The sequence below is a fragment of the Glycomyces tritici genome, assembly GCF_030403505.1.
The window spans coordinates 1-19,611 of the sequence record NZ_JAUEMJ010000005.1; the positions used below are offsets into that span (position 1 = coordinate 1).

Below are 19,611 nucleotides of genomic sequence, written 5' to 3' on the forward strand. Positions count from 1 at the left end.
TGTGCTGCGCGACGAGCCGGTAGGTGCCGGGTTCGGTGGGTGTGGTGTCGCCGAGCGCGGCCTCCCAGCGGGTGCCGGAGCCGGAGGCGTCGGCGGGCAGGCGGTCGCGGGCGGCGGTGTCGCCGTACATGGTCCAGCGGGCCCAGTCGACCACCGTGCGCGGGAAGCGCTGGTCGCTCCAGAAGCTCGTGTGGCTGCCGCCGACGAAGGTGAGGAACGCCTTGGGCCAGGTCATCTCGGTGTAGGCCTGCCGCGCCGAGTTGTACCCGGTGAGGTCGTCGCGGTCGCCGTGGACGAACAGGACCTTGGCGTTGACCGAACTGGACGGCGTGCCCTGGTCGGTGCAGGACTGCGGGTTGGCCGAGATGATGCGGCTGTCGGCCCAGCGGGTCAGCAGGCCGTGAGTCGTCATGCCGCCCAGGGAGTGGCCCGAGACGCCGACGCCGATGTCGGTGCGGATGTGCCCGGCCAGCGGACCGCTGTTGTTGAGCGCGAGGGTGTTGGTGATGGCCTGCGAGACGTCCTTCGGGGTCTCGCCGTTGCCCACGTCGCTCGGGTTGTGGTTGAAGTGCGGGGCGGGGACGATGAAGCCCGCCTCGGCCAGGCGCCGGATGATGAACAGGGAGTTCTGCGGGCTGCTCTGGAAGCCGTGCGTGAAGTTGTAGACGGGGAAGACGCCGTTCGCGACCGGGGCGTCCGTCACCGGGTTGGCGCCGACGGTGCCGCTGGCCGCCGGGTAGTAGACGTAGGTGGTGACCGCGCGGCTGCCGCGGGTCCAGTTGTAGCGGCGCACGCCCACGGGGAAGGGGTTGGCCGGCGCCGGATCGGCGAGCGCGGAGCCCGCGCCGAAGAGGGACGCGCCCACTCCCACGGCCCCGGCCATGCCCAGGCCGAGGAAGGTCCGTCGTTGCATTGTCATGAGTGCTCCTCCAAGGAGAGTCGTGAGGGTCGCCGGCACTGAGCAGATAACTGTGAACGTGCACAGCGAGGATTAATATATCGTCACAATTTGAGATAGTCAAGAACTTCGATATGTACTTCTGGTCCGCGTCTGCGCATTGCGAGCAGCCGAGCATGACCGGCTCGGCGAGCCGTGTCGTTCAGGCGCTGTCGCGGACGATCAGCTCGGTCGGCAGGACGACCGACTCGACCGCCTGCTCGTCGAGCAGGGCGAGCAGCAGGCGCACGGCCTCTCCGGCGACCTCGGCCAGCGGCTGGCGGATCGTGGTGAGCCTCGGGTTGGTCGCGGTGGCGATCGCCGAGTCGTCGAACCCTGCGACGGCCACGTCCCCGGGCACGCTGCGCCCGGCCGCATGGAGCGCCTGGAGTGCGCCGGCGGCCATGAGGTCGGAGGCGACGAAGACCGCGTCGAGGGCCGGGAACTGCTGCAGGAGCTCGCGCATCGCCTTCTCCCCGCCGGCCTGGGTGTAATCGCCGTGGACCACCATGCGCTTGTGGACCCTGCGGCCCAGCACGCTCGTGAAGCCCTCCATCCGCAGCGATCCGCCCGGGGTGTCGACGGGGCCGGTGATCATGCCGATCTTCTTGCGGCCCTGCTCGACCAGGTACGTCGTGGCCTGCCTGGCCCCGCCCCGGTCGTCGGCCGCGGCGTAGGGGACGACGCGCTCCTGCCCGAGCACCGCCCCGCACGCCACCGAGGGGACGTGCGAGCGCTCGATGGCCTCCAGGAGCGGATCGTCGGCATGGGTCGAGATCAGCAGCGCCCCGTCGGCGTGGCCGCCGCGCAGGTAGCGCGCGACCCGGTCGCGGCCCCCGTCGTCGCCGGCGATCATGAGCACCAGGGACATGTCGTGCTCGGCGAGCTGATTGGTCGCCACCCGCATGAGCACCGAGAAGTTCGGGTCCTCGAACAAGCGCTCCTGCGGCTCCGAGAGCACCATGACGACCGATCCGGTCCGGCTGGTCTTCAGGCTCCGGGCGGCCCGGTTGACGACGAATCCGGTCTCGGCGACCGCCCGCCGCACTGCCAGTTCGGCGGCCAGCGAGACGTTGGTCCTGCCGTTGAGGACGCGCGAGACCGTGCCGCGTGAGACGCCTGATGCCGCTGCGACGTCGTTGATCGTGGGTCGTTTCCGTGCCAAGTTCTTTAGCCCCTGCGTGAGTTCCATTGGCGAGCCGACGATGTCGAGGGAGGCCGCCCGTGCAGGGCGGCCTCCCTCCCGCCTCACGCGGTGCGAGTGAGGCTCACTGAATCGAAGTTGATCCAGTTGCCGGCGTTCGCGTTCGAATAGAACCCGATCTCGATCTGCCCGCTGGTGACCTGGACGCCGGTGATCGACACCTGCGTCCATGTCGAGGTCACCGGCAGGTTGGCCTGCCGCTCGGTCCCGCCGTGGTTCTTCGCGTACATGCGCGCGGCGTTCTGACCGCCGCCGTTCATGACCCAGGCGGTGAGCGTGTAGGTCCCGTTGGGCACACTGCGCGACTGATAGGTCGAGACGGTGTACGCGCTGTTCTTCCAGTGCGTGCCCTTGGCACTGCCCTGGTGGAAGCCGCCGCGCGTCTCGCGGAAGGCCGCGTCGAGGTTCGTGCTGCTCGACGACCACACGCTCCACCCGGTCGCGGTCCGGCCGCTGCCGGACTCGAAGCCCGGGTTGGTCAGCACGTTCTCGCCGGTTCCGGGATTGCCGCCCCCGCCGGTGACCTCGCCGAAGAAGTCGAGTGTCGACAGCTTGTTCCCGTTGTGGTCGAACAGGGTCTGGTTGTCCCAGGAGTTGCTCTCGCCGGCCTGGTCGTTGATGTACGACATGCCCGCGGGCTTGGCCCAGGTGGTGTCGCCGGTCCAGGCCGCCTCCCACCAGACCAGGCCGCGGCCGCGGTCGTTCGGGACGTCCGCGATGGCGTCCTGGAGGTCCCGCAGGAACTGCGTCTGGCCCGCCACGGTCGCCGGGTAACCCGATTCGCCGGCATGGCTGCTGGTGAAGATGTTGCCCCGGCCGTCCCCGTCCGCGAGGGTCCAGGCGTAGGCGGTCTCGACGACCATGACGTCCTTGCCGTAGCGCGCGGCGACGTCGTTCATGTTGGTGCGCAGCTGGTTCATGGTGCCGTGCCAGTACGGGTAGTACGACATCGCGATGATGTCGTACGGGACGCCCTGGTTGCGGGCGTTGTCGAACCAGGTGCGGTAGGCGGCGTTGTTCCCGCCGCGGTCGAGGTGCAGCGCGATCTCGATGCCGGTGCCGCCCTCGTGGACGCCCGCGATGCCGGCCTTGAGCAGGCCGCCGAGCTGCGACCAGTTCGAGGTGCTGCCGGTGGGCTGCAGCATCCCGTTGGTGATCTCGTTGCCCACCTGGACGATGTCGGGCTTGGCGCCCGCGGCGGTCATCTGCGCGACGACGTCGCGGGAGTAGGTGCGCACCGCGGAGGTCAGCTGGCTGTAGGACAGGTTCTGCCAGGCCTTGGGCTTGATCTGCTTGCCCGGGTCGGCCCAGAAGTCGGAGTAGTGGAGGTCGAGGAGCACGTCCATGCCGAGGGCCTTGGCGCGCTGCGCGAGCGCGATGGTCTTCGCCAGGTCGTTGGTGCCGCCGCCGTACGGCTGGCCCGAGGTGCTGTACGGGTTGTTCCACAGCCGCAGCCGCACCAGGTTGGCGCCGCTGTCGGCCATGATCTCGAGCGCGTCGCCTTGGACGCCGCCGTCGTAGAAGCGTTCGCCGCTGGCCTCGACCTCGGCGAGGGTGCCGACGTCGACGCCCATGTAGAAGTCGTCCCTCACGGCCTGGGCCGGGGAGGAGGCCGTGGCGAACGCGACGAAGCCCATGGCGGCCGTGAGGGCCACCGCGATCATCCGTCTCATGTGTCGCTCCTTTGCGATCGTGGGTCGGGCGCCGGGGCGCCCGCTGCGGCGGCGCGGGGCCGCCGACATCGAGGTGGCCGCTGGCGGCCTCGGCGTGCTCATCCCTTCTCCGCGCCCGCCATGGCCCCGGTGACCAGGTGGCGCTGGAGGACGATGTAGAGGATCGTGATGGGCAGGGCGAGGGCCACAGCGCCGGCGGCGAAGGTGGTGAAGTCGTTGCTGTACTGGTCGGTGATCATCTGGAACAGGCCCAGGGCGACGGTCTGCTTGTCGCCGCTCTGCAGCAGGAGCCGGGGGAGGATGAAGTCCATCCACGGCGCCGTGAACGAGGTGATCGCCACGAAGGTGAGCATGGGGCGCATGAGCGGCAGCACGATCTTCCGGAAGATCGTGAGCCTCCCGGCCCCGTCGAGCGCGGCGGCCTCGTCGAGGCTCGCGGGCAGGTTGTCGGTGAAGCCCTTCATAAGCCACGTGTTGTACGGCAGGGCCGCGGCGATGCTCACCAGCGCGAGGCCGGTGAGGGAGTCGAGCAGGCCGAAGTTGAGGAACAGCATGTAGACGGCGATCGCGGTCAGGAAGCTCGGGAACATCTGGAGGATGAGGATGCCGAGCATGCTGGCCTTGCGGCCCCGGAACCTGATGCGGGAGAACACCCACCCGCACAGCGCGGAGAGGGCGACGGAGCCGATCATGTTGATCGTGGCGACGTAGAGCGAGTTGAGGTACCAGCGCCCGTAGTCGGTCCGCGTGAACAGGTGCACGTAGTTGTCGAACGTCGCGTTCTCGGGGATCGGGGTGGCGTTGGCCAGCCCGCCGCCGGGGCCGAAGGAGGATCCGACGACCCAGATGAGCGGGTAGATCACGATGACCGCGACGACGGCGAGGATGAGGTGCATGATCGCGCTGGTGGCGCCGTCGCGCACGCGCTGGCGGCTTCCGGCGCTCGCCTCGCGGCGGGTCCGGGTGCTCCTTGGAATGGCGGCCATGGCTCAGAGCTCCCGGATCGCTTTGGTGCGGTTGAGGTTCACCACGGAGATGGCGCCGACGATGACGAAGATGACCAGGCTCATCACGGCGCCGATGTTGTAGAGGCGGTTGTCGAGCGTGAGCTTGAACAGCCAGGTGACGAGCAGATCGGTGCTTCCCGCGAAGCGGTAGTCCACATTGTCTGGACCGCCTTCGGTGAGGAAGTAGATCACCCCGAAGTTGTTGAAGTTGTGCACGAACGACAGGATGATGAGCGGCGTGACCGTCCGCTGGACGATCGGCAGCGTGATGTAGCGGAACTGCTGCAGCGCCCCGGCCCCGTCGATGCGGGCGGCGTCGTAGTAGCTCTCGGGGATGTTCGCGAGGACCCCGCCGACGAGGGCCATGAAGAACGGGAACCCGAGCCACAGGTTGACCAGGAGCGCGACCGCCCGAGCGAGGTTCGGGCTGGTCGGGTCGGTGAACCAGTAGACGCGCTCGTCGGTGAGGCCGACGTCGACCAGCCATTGGCTGATGGGTCCGAACTGGCCGTTGAACATCGAGCGGAACACCAGGGCGGAGACGATCGCGGGCACGGCCCACGGCAGGAGGAACACCGAGCGCCACACGCGTGGGACCTTGACCCGCTTGCTCGCCAGCATCACCGCGATGAGCAGCCCCGCCGCGTACGTCGTGACCGTGGCGATCACCGCCCACACGATGGTCCAGCCGAGGATGCCCGCGAACGTCGAGGCCCACGAGGGGACGGCGAAGATCGTCGCGAAGTTGTCGAACCCCACCCAGCTGACGAGGTTCTTCGGCGGCAGGTTGTCGCGGCTGTAGTCGGTGAACGCCACGAGGATGCCGAACAGCACCGGCAGCACCGACATGAAGACCAGGAGGACCAGGCCGGGCGAGAGCGCGATGAAGGCGAAGGCGCCCTCCCACAGGCGCTTGAAGTAGGCGCCTGAGGTCTCGGCCCGGTCTCCGGCGTTCAGCGCGGCCCGGTAGCGGGCCGCGTCGCGAATGCTCCAGATCCAGATGATCGCCAGCAGGCCCAGCGTCAGGAGGGCGATGAGCCCGTTGGCCATGAGGACGATCGAGTTGTCGCCCTCGGTGAGGCCGGTCATCGTCATCTCGCGGGGCTGCGTCCCGAGCGTGAACAGCCCCCACAGGCCGCGGATGAAGAATCCGCCGTTCGAGCGCGGGGTGAACTCCATGCCCGCGTAGTAGTTGCCGGTGGCGATCTCCCAGGTGACCGCGCCGGCGAAGAACGTGAAGAAGAACGCGGCCTTGCCCGCCTGGCGGTTGAGGAGCTGGCCCGCCCCCCACACCAGTGCCGAGGCGGCGCCCGGTACCGCGGAGGGGAGTCCGGCTCCCGCCCGGCCCGGGCCGCGCGGTGCGCGGGCCCGGGCCGGGGATGCGGGTGTCTCAGTGGTGGTCACAGCGGTCGGTCCCTAGAGCCCGTGCAGTTCGTCGTAGGTCGTCACGGCCTTCTCCTGGGCGGCGGCGGAGTCGGACAGGTCGTCCCACACGTCGACGACCATCGCGTCGCCGACCTCCCAGAAGTACTCCGGCACCTGCGGGATGAGCTCGGCGTTGGCCGACTGCGCGACGATGCCCGCCACGTGGGGGTCGTCCGCGATGCCTTCGATGCCCGAGAGCAGGTCCTGGTTGAGCGCGGGGATCTGGCCGCTCGAGGCGTAGACGGCGGCGGCGCCGGCGTCGGAGGCCATGAAGTTGGCGAAGACGCGGGCCGCGGCCGGGTACTCGGAGTATCCGGAGACGGCGGCGACGTGCATGCCCGCGAACGCGCCGGGGGTCTCGCCGCCCGCGACGCCGGGGAGGGTGGTCACGCCGTACTCGAAGCCGTTCTCGGCGGCGCCGGTGTCGAAGAGCGAGAAGCTCCAGGGGCCGGTGATGACGTAGGGGGTCTCGCCCTTGGCGAAGCCCTCCTCGATGACCTCCCAGGTGCTGTCGGCGCTGGGAACGTTGTAGATGTCGCGCAGGCCGGCGTAGTAGTCGAGCGCGGCGGTCAACGCCGGGTCGTCGAACCCGGGTGCGTCCACATTGCTGTCGGGGTAGACCTGCCAGCCCATGGCGGAGAGGATCGGGTAGGCGCGGTAGATCTCCATGGTGGACATGCGGATCGTCCAGCGGTTGGCGCCCGGGTCGTTGTACTCGGCGGCGAGCGCCTGGATCTCCTCCCAGGTGGCGGCGGGCTCGGGGGAGCCGGTCAGCTCTTCGAGGAGGGTGGTGTTGTACATGAGCGCGAGCGACTCGGTGGTCACCGGGACCGCGTGCATCTGGTCTTCGGCGGTGACGACGCTGGTGAAGGCCTCGCTGATGCGCTCGTTCAGGACGCCGGTGTACTCGCCCAGCGGGGCGGCGGTCCCGTCGTCGATCGCGTTGGGGATCTCGTTGTAGAAGGTCATGAAGACGTCGGCGCCGGTCCCGGCCTCGCCGGCCAGGGCCATCTTGTCGACCGCGTCGTGCTTGCCGACGAGCTCGTACTCGACCTTCATGTCCGGGTACTCGTCTTTGAACTCCTCCTTGAAGGCGGCGATGACGGCCTCGGCGAGGTACTCCTCCTCGAACCAGACCTTCAGCGGCACCTTGCCCGAGGCGATGTCCTCTTCGATGACGTACTGCCGAGTCTCGGCGTCCCACTCCAGTTCGGAGGATTGCTCCTCTTCGGTGGGGCCGCCGCAGGCGGTCAGTCCGAGCGCCGCCGCCGCGGCGAGCGCGATAGCTCCTCTGCGTCGCATGTGCATGTCCTTGTCTCAGTGAGGGATGCCGCCGCCGGTCCGCGGCGACTGTGAACGTTTACAGCAACGTAGCGACATGTATCACTGGGCGCAAGCGAGAGATATTCCTTATGTGGCATTTGCATTATGATTGTTACGATAAAAAGTTGAGAAATCGTGCCCGCAGACTTGGGTCCTCGAGGGCGGCACCGCATCGCGGTGCCGCCCTCGTCCCAGGCCCCCGTGGCCGGGCCCGTAGCGGGTCGAGCGGAGGGTCCAGCGCTGGTCGCTGCAGTTGCTGCAGGTCCAGCGGAGGAGCGGGTGCCGTTGGCGCTGACCGCTTTCGGAGCGGGCTACCGCCGTTCGAGTGCCCAGACGGTGTTCGCGTCCGCCGCCCCGGTGTTCCACGCGACCGAGGCGCCCGTCCCGTAGAGGTAGCCGCGACCGCTCTGCTTGTTGTCGATCCGGAATCCGCCGGAGACGGGCGTGATCGCCCAGAGCGTGTCGTCGCCGACCCGCGCTTCGCCCCAGATGACCTTGCCGTTGGGATCCGTGTCGAGGTACCCGCGGCCTTCGCGCACGTTGTCGATCGTCCAGTAGCCGGGCTGCTGCTCGGTGAGCGTCCACAGCTGGTCGTCATAGGTGCTTCCCGCCTCCAGCGCGATCGCGCCGGCGGCCCCCGAGTCGAGGTACTGCCCGGTGGAGACGTTGCGGACCCGGTAGGTCTGGCCGCTGCGGGGGTCGGCGGCGTCGGCGGCGCGCTTGTACGCGCGGAAGTAGTCGACGACCAGTTCCTTCGGCCGGGGGTCGCTCGGGTCGACCGTGCCGGTCCAGTCGGCGTGCTCGTAGATGCCGAGGTAGAACACGGCCGGGTAGGTGAAGGACTGGTTGATGGTCCTGGTCAGGACGTTGTCGATGTAGAGCTTGAACTGGGTGGGCGTCCACTCGAGGGCGTAGATGTGCATCTCCGCGGTCATGTCGAACCCGACGCCGACCTGTTCCCGGTGCGTCGAGAGGTTCGGGTCCGACCAGCTGAAGAGGTTCCAGTTGAACTTGCTCTTCCCGTGGATGCCCGCGTGCTCCAGGACGTCGACCTCCCCGCGCTGCTCCCATGTGTCCTGCCTGCCGGTCAGCCAGAACGCGGTGTGGATGCCGCTCCTGGCGGAGCTCTTCGCGCGGACCTCGAAGTAGCCGTACTGGGGCGTGTACTTCATGTCGGTGGGGATCGAGTGGTCGAACTCGTTGTCCTTGTGCAGGTTCGTCCGCTGTCCGGTCTGGACGCTCGACACCTTCATGGGGTTGCCGCTGTAGTAGGTGGGCTGGTCGTCGTCGATGCGGAGCACGAGGGCGTCGTCCCGGAACCCGTACCGGGCCGTGGACCGCGCGACGGTGGTCCGGGACTCCAGGTACCTGGGAATCCACAGGTCCGTGTCCAGGCTGCCGGTGTTGAACTCGTCGTGCCGGTCGAGGATCCACCCCGGCTTCTCGAGCGGGTTCGGCGGCATCTCCGCCGCGGACGCGGGCGCGTCCAGCAACGCCGACAAGGCGAGGGCGCCACCGCCTGCGAGCAGGCCGCGGCGGGCGAGTTTCACGCGTTTGGGATCGAAAGCCATGAGGGTCTCCTTCGGAGGATGTCCTGCACAAGGAACGTGCCGGCAGTAAGCGGAGCGCCCTTGCCGTGGACGCCGGGCAGTGCCGCTGTATGAGGCGCAGCGATCGCCGCGGCACTGCAAAATCAGAATGACAACGGTTCCAGAATCTGTCAATTTACATGTGTCGATATTCAAGTAACGGTTTCATAACGCACATGCCGCCGGTGCGGCGTCAGCTGGAGCGGGCGGGGGTGGTGCCCCGAACGACGACCCGGGGCTCGAACTCGATCCTTCGGAGGTCGCCCGGCCCGGTCAGCGCGAGCTCCACCGCGGCGGCGCCCACCCGCGCCAGAGCGAGGTCCACACTGGTCAGACCCGGGGTGACGTCCTCGGTGCCCACGGCATCGTCGAACCCGGCGACGCCGATCTCGGCGCCCGGGGTCAGGCCCGCGTCGCGCATCGCGGTCATCGCGCCGATGGCCATCGCGTCAGTGGCGGCCAGGACCACGTCGAAGCGACCGGGCCGCTCCGCCACGAGGCCCGCGGCCGCGTCGTACCCGCCGTCCCGGGTCATCGGCGCGCGCACGACGGCGCCTCGCCCGATCCGCATCCCCAGCCTGGCGGCGGCTTCGACGACGCCGTCCTCCCACTGGCGCGCGGCCTCCGCATCGTGGTCGGGCCGGATCAGGGCGGGAGTGCGGTAGCCCAGGCGGAACAGTTCGGCAACCAGCGCCGAGGCGCCGCGCCGGCGGGGGACGACGGCGGTGTCGAACGGCAGTTCGTCGTCTCCCGCGATCGCCACCCGGCCACCCTCCTGCGTGTAGCGGGCGAGCTCCTCCTCAAGGGACGCCCGCGAGACGGTCGAGCCGCTGCGGGTGCCGGTCAGGATCATGGCGTGCGGCCTGAGGCCGCGCATCATGCGCACGACCCGGATCTCGTCGTCGATGCCGTGATCGGTTCCGGCGAAGGTGGCCACGAGCCCGGAGGCCCCCGCCTGCTCGATCACGCCGTGCACGATCTCGGCGTTGTAGGGGTCGCGGATGTCGGAGACCAGCACGGCCACCATCGCGGTCGCACCCGTGGTCGTGGCCCGAGCCGACGCGTTCGGCCGGTAGCCCAGGCGCTCGGCGGCGTCCAGGACGCGCGCGCGCATGCTCGACGACACGTACTGGGAGGCCGGGTCGAGCGCGCGGGAGGCCGAGGCCTTGGAGACCCCGGCGGCCTCGGCGACATCGCGGAGGGTGGCCGCTGACGGTCGGTCCGGTGCGCCGGGGGACCGGTCGTCGGTGGCAGGGTCGGTGGTCACAATGACATCCTGGCACTGGGCGCATCCCAGGGTGCGCCGCCCCGTTCCCGAGCGCTTGCCGGTTCCGGCGGGAGCATGCGGGTGCGCGTTCGACATTGGAGGATGCATGCGGCGTTCGTATCAGCGGGCGACACTGCGCGACGTCGCCCAGGCGGCCGGCGTATCGCCCTCGACCGCGTCCCGAGTGCTCAACGGCGGCGACCTCCGCGTGAGCGAGCGGCTCTCGGCGCGCGTCCTCGCGGTGGCGGAATCCCTCGGCTACGTCTCGAACCAGGCGGCTCGGGCGCTGCGTGGGCGGCGGACGGCGGTCGTGCTGCTCGCGAGCGATCCGAGGACCGCGTCGGTCGCCGCGATCGCGGCCGGAATGGAGGCGGCGGGCCGGGAGCGCGGCGCGCTGGTGAGCATCACCGGGGTCGGAAGCGGCGCCGCCGCGCACCGGACGGCGCTGGAGGTGCTGCGCGCATTGCGCCCCCGTGCGCTGGTCGTGACGAGCGCGAGCTTCGCCGATGTGCCGAAGGAGCAGGTCCTCCCTCAGCTCGAGCGATTCCGGGACGACGGCTGCGGTGTCGTCTTCATCGGCGAGCACGACACGCCGTTTCCGGCGGTCCGCTTCGACGACTTCGAGTCCGGGAGGGTCGTCGGCCGCCATATGGGCGGGCTGGGCCGCCGCCGCGCCGCCGTGCTGACCACTCCGGGGCAGCCGGCGCTCGACACCCGCGCCGCAGGTTTCGCGGAGGGCTTGTCCGAGCGGGGCTTCGACCCGGAGTCCTTGGTCGTCGAGCAGTGCGAACTCAGCCGGGACGGCGGTCGGGCGGCGGCCCGCCGCCTGTCGCAGCTGCGCCCGCATCCGGATCTCGTGCTCGCGGGCAACGACGTCCTCGCGATCGGCGCATTGAACGAGTTCAGGCGCCTGGGCATCGACGTGCCGACCGACATCGCCCTCTCGGGGGTCGACGACATCCCGCTCGCGCGCGACGTCACTCCAGCGCTGACCACTGTGGCGCTTCCCTTCGAGGAGGCCGGGAGGGCGGCTCTGGAGATGTCCCTCGCGACCGATGCCCCGCAGGACGTGGTGCTGCCCGGGCGACTCGTCGTCCGGGCCAGCACGACCGCGGCGACGACCGAGACCCGCTGAGCCGCAGGAGCATCCGACCGGGACGTGCGGCGCGATGGCCGGAGCGAGGCCCTGTTTCGCGTGTGGAACGACGATTCGGGTTGCGAAGCGCCGCGTCTTGACAGGGTCTGGAACCGTTGTCATCATGATTCGAGGTCCGGCCGGACCGTGGCGGGAATGAAGCCCGCTGCGCGCCCGCGGCCGACGACGACACCTCGCCAAGGGAGAACGCCGTGCCCATCGCCAAGCGCAGAACCGCCTCTCGGCAGCGGAAACGGGTCAGCCTGTTCGCCGCCGGCGTCCTGCTCCTCTCGCTCCTGCTCGCTCCGCATCCGGCGGCCGCCGCCACCTCGAGCACGGTGCTGATCGACGAGCGCTTCGGCGCCCAGACCGCGCCGGCGAACTTCGGCTTTCCGACCGGGGCCAGTGTCGGCGGTGGCGTCTTGAGGGTCACGGAGCACATGCGCGACTACACGGCGTCGGTCAGCCGGTTCGGCTCGTCGATCATGAGCGAGAAGACGCTCGATCTGCGATTCGACTGGAAGACCTCGATCGCCTCCGACGGGATGAAGACGGGTGTGGAGTTCCGCGACGACGCGGGACGCCTCGTCTTCGCGATCGCGGCGACCGGTTCGCAACTCCGCTACGCCGTCACCGGACCCGACTCGTCGTCGGCCTCGGCGCCCGACTCCCTCAATCCGGCCTGGAGCAGAACCGGGTTCGACCGCTCCAAGTGGTACACGGTGGACCTGCACATGGACTTCACGCTCGGCCGGGTCCAGTACACGATCGCCACCAAGGAGTCGTCGCCGCGGGTCATGGCCTCCGGGACCGGGGCGATCACGGGCCGGCGCCTCGCGAAGTTCGTGGCCTGCAACTACTACGGCACCGGCGTGCAGTCGATCGACAACTTCCGGCTCTCCCGTCCGGACCAGGCCGCCGAAGGGTCCCTGGCCGGGTCGTCGGTATACGCCTTCGGCGACAGCATCGTCTACGGCCACAGCTATGCACGCGGCTTCATGAACCTGGTGGCCGAACGCGAGGGCATGGTGCTGACCAAGTACGCGGTGAACGGTGCGACCGTGGGGCCGGTGTCGGGTCCGTCCTCCGGGAAGATCCTCACCCAGGTCCGGTCGGCGAGTGCGCAGGCGCCCGACTTCGTCGTCTTCGACGGCGGCACGAACGACGCGCTCACCCTTCATGAACTGGACGGGTACGAGATCGGCGCCGTCGGCGACTCGTACGAGCCCGGCAGTTTCGACACCGGCACCTTCGCCGGGTCGTTCGAGGCGACCGTCCACGCCATGAAGCAGAAGTGGCCGACCGCCACGCTGGTCTACGTCCCCGTCCACAAGTTGGGTTCGCGCGACTGGAACACGCAGATCGCCCTGCGGGCGGTGACCCTGGCTGCCGCCGAGAAGTGGGGCGTGGCCGTCGCCGACGTCTTCGCCGACGCGACGCTCGACACCCGCATCGCGAGCCATCGTGTCGCCTACACGTTCGACGGTCTGGTCGGCGGCTTCCCGGGCACCGGCGGCACGGGCACGCATCCGAACATCGCCGGCATGACCGAGTTCTACGTCCCGGTGCTCACTGCCCGACTGGCCGGTCTCGCCGAGGTCGGGACGGGACGGGTCTGGGGGGTCTGAGCGCGCCGGGCGGTCAGCGGGGCGTCGTCGGGCCGGTCGACTCGCGCCAGGCCACGCGCTGCAGCGGGCGCGGTGCGGGTTCGAGTTCGCGTCCGGAGATCGCTTTGACCAGGCTCAGCATGGCGTTGCGGCCCAGGCCTTCCAGGTTGACCTCCACGCTGGTCAGACTCGGCGGCAGGTACTCGCACACCTCGTTGCTGTCCCAGCCGGTGACGCTGGCGTCGCCGGGGATGTCCAGGCCCCGCTCGATGAGGGCGCGGATCGCCCCGGCGGCCACGACGTCGTTGGCGGCGATGACGGCGGTGGGCATCGCCTCGTCCGCGAGCGAGTGCACCGCGTCGTAGCCGGACCTGCCCGACCAGTCGCCGTCCACGACGCCGGCGGATTCCAGTCCGAGCCGTTCGACCGTCTCGAGGTACGCGGCCTTCCTCGCCCGTGCCGAGGCGAACTGCAGGTTTCCGGCCACGTGGAAGAACCGGCGGTGCCCGAAGGCGACCAGGCCCTCCATGATCTCGACCAGGGGTGCGGCGTCGGCCAGTTCGCCGATGCCGCGCATCTGGTCGTCGAAGTCGGCCGCGACCACGATCGTCTCCCCTTGCGGCAGATGGTCTTCGATCCCGGGGGAGACCGGGGCCAGGGCCAGGATGCCCTCGACCTGGCCGGTGCCGGCGATCTCGAGCATCCGCTCGGTCCTGGTCTCGGTGTCGCCGATGACGCTGATCGCCTCGACGGTGAAGCCGGCCTCGTGGGCGGCCTCGGTCGCGCCGTGCAGCATCCGCGAGGGGTTGAAGACCATGGTCGGCAGGAGGATCGCCAGCCGGCCGGTCCGGCGGGTCCGCATCGACCTCGCGACCAGGTTCGGGCGGTAGTTCAACTCGCTGACGGCGGCGTCGATGCGCGCGAGGGTCGCCGGCTTCAACCCGTTCCTGGACCGCAGGTAGCGGGAGACGGTCTGGTGCGATACGCCGGCCAGGCTCGCGACCTGCTTGATCGTCGGCCGCCTCGATTCGGTGGAGCGCTCGGTCATGCCCACGGTCTCCTCTCGCAGATCCCAGTGATCATCTTGACATACGAGTGAACGTTCACTATCTTAGGTGGTACTTCAAATAGTGAACGATCACTATTTCTTGACGCAAAGGAGCGCCGATGCCGGTTTCCGATCCCCCCTGCAGCCCGGGCGCCGCGCGCCCGCTGGTGACCGGCCCATGAGCGCGACCTCGGAGCTGCACCGTCTCGGCCAAGGCGGGGCGAGGGCCAAGCGGCAGAACAAGACCGCCTTCCTGTTCCTGCTGCCGTGGTTCCTGGGCCTGTTCGTCATCACGATCGGGCCGATGCTCGCCTCACTGGTCCTGAGTTTCACCGACTACAACCTGCTGCAGCCGGCGGAGTTCAATGGGCTGGAGAACTTCAGCCGGATGCTCGGGGACGAGCGCCTGCACCGGTCCCTCGGCGTCACGTTCACCTACGTCCTCGTGTCCGTCCCGGTCCAGCTGGGACTCGCCCTCGGCCTGGCCATCATGCTGGACCGCGGCGTGCGGGGCCTGGCGTTCTACCGCTCGATGTTCTACCTGCCCTCGCTGCTGGGGGCCAGCGTCGCCATCGCGGTCCTGTGGCGGATGGTGTTCGGCGCCGACGGCCTCTTCAACGACGGCCTCGCCCTGTTCGGGATCGAAGGGCGCGGCTGGATCTCCGAACCCGAGACCGCCCTCGGCACGCTGATCACGCTGAACGTGTGGACGTTCGGCTCGCCGATGGTGATCTTCCTGGCCGGGCTGCGCCAGATCCCGCGCATGTACTACGAGGCCGCCTCGGTCGACGGCGCGAGCCGCTGGCGCCAGTTCGCGTCGGTGACCCTGCCGCTCCTGACGCCGATCATCTTCTTCAACCTGGTCCTGCAGATCATCCACGCGTTCCAGTCGTTCACCCAGGCGTTCATCGTCTCCGGGGGCACCGGCGGTCCGGCCGACTCGACCCTCTTCTACACGCTGTACCTGTACCAGCGCGGGTTCGGGAACTTCGACATGGGCTACGCCTCGGCCCTGGCCTGGCTGCTGCTGCTCATCGTCGGCGCGTTCACCGCGATCAACTTCTGGGCTTCGAAGTATTGGGTCTTCTACAATGACTGACACCTTCGCAACGACCACCCCGGCCGCCGCGCCGCTCGCACCGGACCCGGCCCCGAAGCGGCGGTCCCGGAGCGGCTTCCGGCCGGTCCGCTCGATCGTCAAGCACGCCTTGCTCATCCTGTGCGTGCTGGTGATGCTCTACCCGGTGCTGTGGATGGTCGTCAGCTCGCTGCGGCCCAACGACGTCATCTTCCGGGACCCCAGCCTGCTGCTGAACGACCTCGAGACCGGGAACTACGCGGAAGGCTGGAACGCCTTCGCCGACCCGTTCAGCGTCTACCTGGTCAACTCCTCCATCGTGGTCCTCGGCGCGATCCTGGGCAACCTCGTCTCGTGCTCGATGGCCGCCTACGCCTTCGCCCGCCTGGAGTTCACCGCCAAGCGGTGGTGGTTCGCGATCATGCTCCTGACGATCATGCTGCCGATCCACGTCATCATCGTCCCGCAGTACGTGCTGTTCGCCCAGCTCGGCTGGGTCAACACCTTCCTGCCGCTCATCGTGCCGAAGCTGCTGGCCACCGACGCGTTCTTCGTGTTCCTCATGGTCCAGTTCATCCGCGGCGTCCCCATCGAACTCGACGAGGCCGCCCGCATCGACGGCGCCGGGCATCCGCGGATCTTCGCCCAGATCATCCTGCCGCTCATGGTGCCCGCGCTCGCCACCACCGCGATCTTCACCTTCATCTGGACCTGGAACGACTTCTTCTCCCAGCTGATCTACCTGACCGACCCGGACCTCTACACCGTCCCGCTGGCGCTGCGCGCCTTCGTCGACGCCCAGTCCGGCACGAACTGGGGCGCCGCGCTCGCCATGAGCGTGGTCTCGCTCGTCCCGATCTTCCTGGTGTTCCTGTTCGGGCAGCGATTCCTGCTCAGGGGCATCGCCACCACCGGCGGCAAGTGAACCGCCGCAACCCTTCACCGCAACCCTTCACAAAGGAGCAATCCCATGCAACGCAGACTCATCATCAAAGGACTCGGCGCCTCCGCCGTCGCCCTGCCCGGCCTGGCCGCCTGCGGCACCGGCGGCGGCGGCGACGTGGAACTGAGCGACGAGCCGGTCACCATCCGCATGACCTGGTGGGGCGCGGACACCCGTGCCGAACTGACCGACCAGGCCATCGCCGCGTTCCAGAAGGAGCACCCGAACATCACCGTCAAGGGCGAGTTCAAGGACTGGGCCGGGTACTGGGACGCCCTCGCGACCACCACCGCCGCGAACGACTCGCCCGACGTGATCCAGATGGACGAGCTCTACCTCGCCTCGTACGGCGACCGGGGCACCCTCCTCGACCTGGCCGACACGAGCGACTTCCTCGACACCTCGGGGTTCGATGCGGCGACCCTCGCGACCGGGCAGATCGACGGCACGCAGTACGCGATCCCGATCGGCGCGGGCATGCTCGCGAGCATCGTCAACGCCGACCTCTTCGCCCAGTACGGCGTCGAACTGCCCGACGACACCACCTGGACCTGGGACGACTACGCCGCGATCGCCAACGAACTCACCGAGAAGAGCGGCGGGGCCATCAACGGCTCCGGCCTCACCGGCGGCACCGACGCGGGCAGCATCCGCTACTGGGCGCGCCTGCACGGCAACGAGCTCTACGGCGAGAACGGCGACGTCACCCTCGACCCGGCGGTGCTGGCCTCGCTGTGGGAGTACAACCTGGGCCTGGCCGAGAGCGGCGGGATCGAGAGCGCCGCACAATCCGTCGAGAGCCAGAGCGCCGGCATCGAAGGCGGCAGCCTCGCCACCGGCAAGATCGCCATGGGCTTCGGCTACAACACGCAGATCACGCCGCTGCTCGCCGCCAGCGGCGCCGACCTCAGACTGCTCCAGCTGCCCGGCAGCGCCGAAGCCGACGCGAACTTCATCAAGCCGTCGATGTACTGGGCGGTCTCCTCCCAGAGCGAGCACCCCGCCGAGGCCGCGACCCTGGTCGACTTCCTCGTCAACCACGAGGCCGCCGCCGACATCCTCGGCACCGAGCGCGGCATCCCGGCCAACCCGGCCATGCGCGAGCACGTCGCGGCCGACCTCGACGAGGGCGGGCAGCTGGCCGTGGACTACATCGAGTCGGCCACCGCCGGCCCCGCGGTCGCGGTCACCCCGGCCGGAGGCAGCGGCTTCGACCCGATGATCCAGCGCTACACGCAGGAGGTCATGTTCGGCGAGCGCACGCCGCAGGAAGCGGCCGACGCCTTCATCGACGAACTCAAGACCGAAATCGACGCCGCCGCGTAGCCGGCGATCCGAGTAGAGAAGAGCACCATGCCTGTCCCCAGACCCCCGCTCCGCTGCGGCATCATCGGCACCGGCGGCATCGCCCACGCGCATGCCCACGCCCTGACCGAACTGGGCGCCGAACTGGCGGCCGTGGCCGAGATCGACCCGGTCAGCGCCGCGGCGTTCACCGGCCGCTTTCCGGCTCCCGGCGTGTACGGCGACGCCGAGACCATGCTGAAGGAGGAGCGGCTCGACCTGGTGCACATCTGCACGCCGCCGGGAACCCATGTGCCGCTGGCGATCGCGGCCATGCGTGCCGGGGTCCCGGCGCTGGTCGAGAAGCCGACCGCGCTGAGTCTGGCCGAGATGGACGCGCTCGCCGAGGTCGAGGCCGAGACCGGCACGCCGGTGCTGACGGTGTTCCAGCACCGGTACGGTCCGGCCGCGATCCGGCTGCGGCGACTGGTCGCCTCGGGGGAGCTCGGGCGGCCGCTCGTGGCGACCTGCGAGACGCTCTGGTACCGCGACGACGCCTACTTCGACGTCCCCTGGCGGGGGCGATGGGAGGTCGAAGGCGGGGGACCGACGATGGGTCACGGCATCCACCAGTTCGACCTGCTCCTGTCGATCCTCGGCCCGTGGACCGAGGTCACGGCGATGGCCGCACGCCTGTCCCGCCCCACGAACACCGAGGACGTCTCGATGGCGCTGGCGCGCTTCGCGAACGGCGCCATGGCCACGGTGGTCAACTCGGTCGTGTCGCCGCGGGAGACCTCCCGGCTCCGGTTCGACTTCGAGTACGCCACTGTGGAACTGGAGCACCTCTACGGCTACCGGGAGGCCGACTGGCGCTTCACCGCCGCGCCCGGGCACGAGCACCTGGCGGGGGTCTGGACCGCCGGCGACGAGCCCGATGCCGAGAGCGGCCACCGCCTGCAGATCGCGGCGGTCCTCGACGCGATCGCGGCCGGGACCGAGCCGGGCGTCTCGCTCGCCGAGGCGCGCCGGACGCTGGAGTTCGCCGCCGCCACCTACGCGTCGGCGTTCCAGGGCCGCCCCGTCTCGGCCGGTGAGATCGACGGCGCCGACCCGTTCAACCGCAGCATGGACGGCGGCGTCGTTCCATGGATGCCGATCAAGGAGACCTTCGCATGAGCCACCTCGACATCCGCCACGACATCGACAGCGCGGTGACCGTCAGCGACGGCGGGACCGAGCTGTTCCGGTACGTCTACCGGCCCGACTCCCCGCAACTGGAGTCGCCCAAGCCGTACCTGCACCCGATCCGCACCCGCGCCGGGCACCTCGTGAGCCTGTACCGGCCCTGGGACCACGTGTGGCACAAGGGCATCGCGCTGTCCCTGCCCCATGTGGGGGAGGAGAACTTCTGGGGCGGGCCGACCTACGTCCACGGGCAGTTCTACGTGCAGCTGGAGAACAACGGCACCCAGTCGCACCGGCGGTTCACCCGCATCGAGCGGGTCGACGGGGCCGCCGAACTGGTCCACGAACTGGACTGGAGCACCCAGGGCGGAGCCCCGTGGATCACCGAGCGCCGCGCGTTGAGCGCGCGGCTGCTCTCGGACGAGGCCTGGATGCTGACCTTCGACACCGAGCTCCGCAACGTCTCGGGCGCGGACATCGCGATCGGCTCCCCGACCACGAAGGGGCGTGAGAACGCCGGCTACGGCGGCCTGTTCTGGCGCGGGCCAAGGGCTTTCACCGGCGGCAGCCTCGTCACCGCCGAGGGCTCCGGTTCCGGCAACGACATGCGCGGCCAGCGCCACGAGTGGATGGGCTTCGCCGGACGCCACGACGACATCGACGCCGCCTCGCTGGTGCTCATGGTCGACGACTCGTCGAACCCGCACCATCCGCCGCAGTGGTTCGCCCGCAGTGAGGAGTTCGCCTGCCTCAACCCCGCCCCGTTCTTCAGCGAGGAGCTGACCATTCCGAATGGGGAGGCAGTGCGGTTCCGCTACGGCGTGGGCATCGCCGATGCGGATGCGGAGGCGGCTCAGGAATTGGCGGTGGCAGTGCGCAAGTCGCTTTGAGGCGACGAAGCGC

16 protein-coding genes are annotated in these 19,611 nt (G+C 69.3%); 7 read left to right on the plus strand and 9 right to left on the minus strand.

Annotated features, from left to right (window positions below):
* The 8 genes from QWI33_RS16975 to QWI33_RS17010 all read right to left on the minus strand — a co-directional run.
* The coding region (locus QWI33_RS16975; protein WP_289958327.1) for an alpha/beta hydrolase family protein at positions 1-919 on the minus strand (919 nt) is incomplete at its 3' end.
* A 181-nt stretch (positions 920-1,100) separates the two neighbouring features.
* Positions 1,101-2,129: a LacI family DNA-binding transcriptional regulator gene (locus QWI33_RS16980; protein WP_353895500.1), complete on the minus strand. Its 1,029-nt coding sequence runs from the start codon at positions 2,127-2,129 to the stop codon at positions 1,101-1,103.
* Positions 2,130-2,185: 56 nt separating this feature from the next.
* Positions 2,186-3,814 carry a glycoside hydrolase family 53 protein gene (locus QWI33_RS16985; protein WP_289958329.1) on the minus strand — a complete coding sequence of 543 codons (1,629 nt, stop codon included), beginning with the start codon at positions 3,812-3,814 and terminating at the stop codon, positions 2,186-2,188.
* Between the two features lie 98 nt (positions 3,815-3,912).
* Positions 3,913-4,800, minus strand: a complete 888-nt coding sequence (locus QWI33_RS16990) for a sugar ABC transporter permease (RefSeq protein ID WP_289958330.1) — start codon at positions 4,798-4,800, stop codon at positions 3,913-3,915.
* 3 nt (positions 4,801-4,803) lie between these two features.
* On the minus strand, positions 4,804-6,225 hold the full coding sequence (locus QWI33_RS16995) for a carbohydrate ABC transporter permease (protein ID WP_289958331.1): 1,422 nt from the start codon (positions 6,223-6,225) through the stop codon (positions 4,804-4,806).
* A gap of 12 nt (positions 6,226-6,237) precedes the next feature.
* Positions 6,238-7,548, minus strand: a complete 1,311-nt coding sequence (locus tag QWI33_RS17000; RefSeq protein ID WP_289958332.1) for an extracellular solute-binding protein — start codon at positions 7,546-7,548, stop codon at positions 6,238-6,240.
* Between the two features lie 332 nt (positions 7,549-7,880).
* Positions 7,881-9,140 carry a family 16 glycosylhydrolase gene (locus tag QWI33_RS17005; protein ID WP_289958333.1) on the minus strand — a complete coding sequence of 420 codons (1,260 nt, stop codon included), beginning with the start codon at positions 9,138-9,140 and terminating at the stop codon, positions 7,881-7,883.
* 211 nt (positions 9,141-9,351) lie between these two features.
* Positions 9,352-10,425, minus strand: a complete 1,074-nt coding sequence (locus QWI33_RS17010; protein ID WP_289958334.1) for a LacI family DNA-binding transcriptional regulator — start codon at positions 10,423-10,425, stop codon at positions 9,352-9,354.
* 106 nt (positions 10,426-10,531) lie between these two features.
* Here QWI33_RS17010 and QWI33_RS17015 point away from each other — a divergent pair, with 106 nt between their 5' ends.
* Positions 10,532-11,560, plus strand: coding sequence for a LacI family DNA-binding transcriptional regulator (locus QWI33_RS17015; RefSeq protein WP_289958335.1), 1,029 nt, complete (start codon positions 10,532-10,534; stop codon positions 11,558-11,560).
* Positions 11,561-11,772: 212 nt separating this feature from the next.
* Positions 11,773-13,188, plus strand: coding sequence for an SGNH/GDSL hydrolase family protein (locus QWI33_RS17020; protein WP_289958336.1), 1,416 nt, complete (start codon positions 11,773-11,775; stop codon positions 13,186-13,188).
* A gap of 13 nt (positions 13,189-13,201) precedes the next feature.
* Here the strand turns inward: QWI33_RS17020 and QWI33_RS17025 are convergent, their stop codons facing one another.
* Positions 13,202-14,215, minus strand: coding sequence for a LacI family DNA-binding transcriptional regulator (locus QWI33_RS17025; protein ID WP_289958337.1), 1,014 nt, complete (start codon positions 14,213-14,215; stop codon positions 13,202-13,204).
* Between the two features lie 178 nt (positions 14,216-14,393).
* Here QWI33_RS17025 and QWI33_RS17030 point away from each other — a divergent pair, with 178 nt between their 5' ends.
* Genes QWI33_RS17030 through QWI33_RS17050 form a run of 5 tightly spaced genes read left to right on the plus strand, consistent with a single transcriptional unit; the run spans position 14,394 to position 19,598 of the window.
* Positions 14,394-15,314, plus strand: coding sequence for a carbohydrate ABC transporter permease (locus tag QWI33_RS17030; protein WP_289958338.1), 921 nt, complete (start codon positions 14,394-14,396; stop codon positions 15,312-15,314).
* The gene (locus QWI33_RS17035) at positions 15,307-16,218 is read left to right on the plus strand and encodes a carbohydrate ABC transporter permease (protein WP_289958339.1); all 912 of its coding nucleotides are present in this window, start codon (positions 15,307-15,309) and stop codon (positions 16,216-16,218) included. The genes QWI33_RS17030 and QWI33_RS17035 overlap by 8 nt, the downstream gene beginning before the upstream one ends.
* A 45-nt stretch (positions 16,219-16,263) precedes the next feature.
* On the plus strand, positions 16,264-17,562 hold the full coding sequence (locus QWI33_RS17040; RefSeq protein WP_289958340.1) for an ABC transporter substrate-binding protein: 1,299 nt from the start codon (positions 16,264-16,266) through the stop codon (positions 17,560-17,562).
* A 27-nt stretch (positions 17,563-17,589) separates the two neighbouring features.
* Positions 17,590-18,699 carry a Gfo/Idh/MocA family protein gene (locus QWI33_RS17045; RefSeq protein WP_289958341.1) on the plus strand — a complete coding sequence of 370 codons (1,110 nt, stop codon included), beginning with the start codon at positions 17,590-17,592 and terminating at the stop codon, positions 18,697-18,699.
* Positions 18,696-19,598 carry a DUF6807 domain-containing protein gene (locus tag QWI33_RS17050; protein WP_289958342.1) on the plus strand — a complete coding sequence of 301 codons (903 nt, stop codon included), beginning with the start codon at positions 18,696-18,698 and terminating at the stop codon, positions 19,596-19,598. Before QWI33_RS17045 ends, QWI33_RS17050 begins: the two co-directional genes overlap by 4 nt.
* Positions 19,599-19,611: the final 13 nt, after the last annotated feature.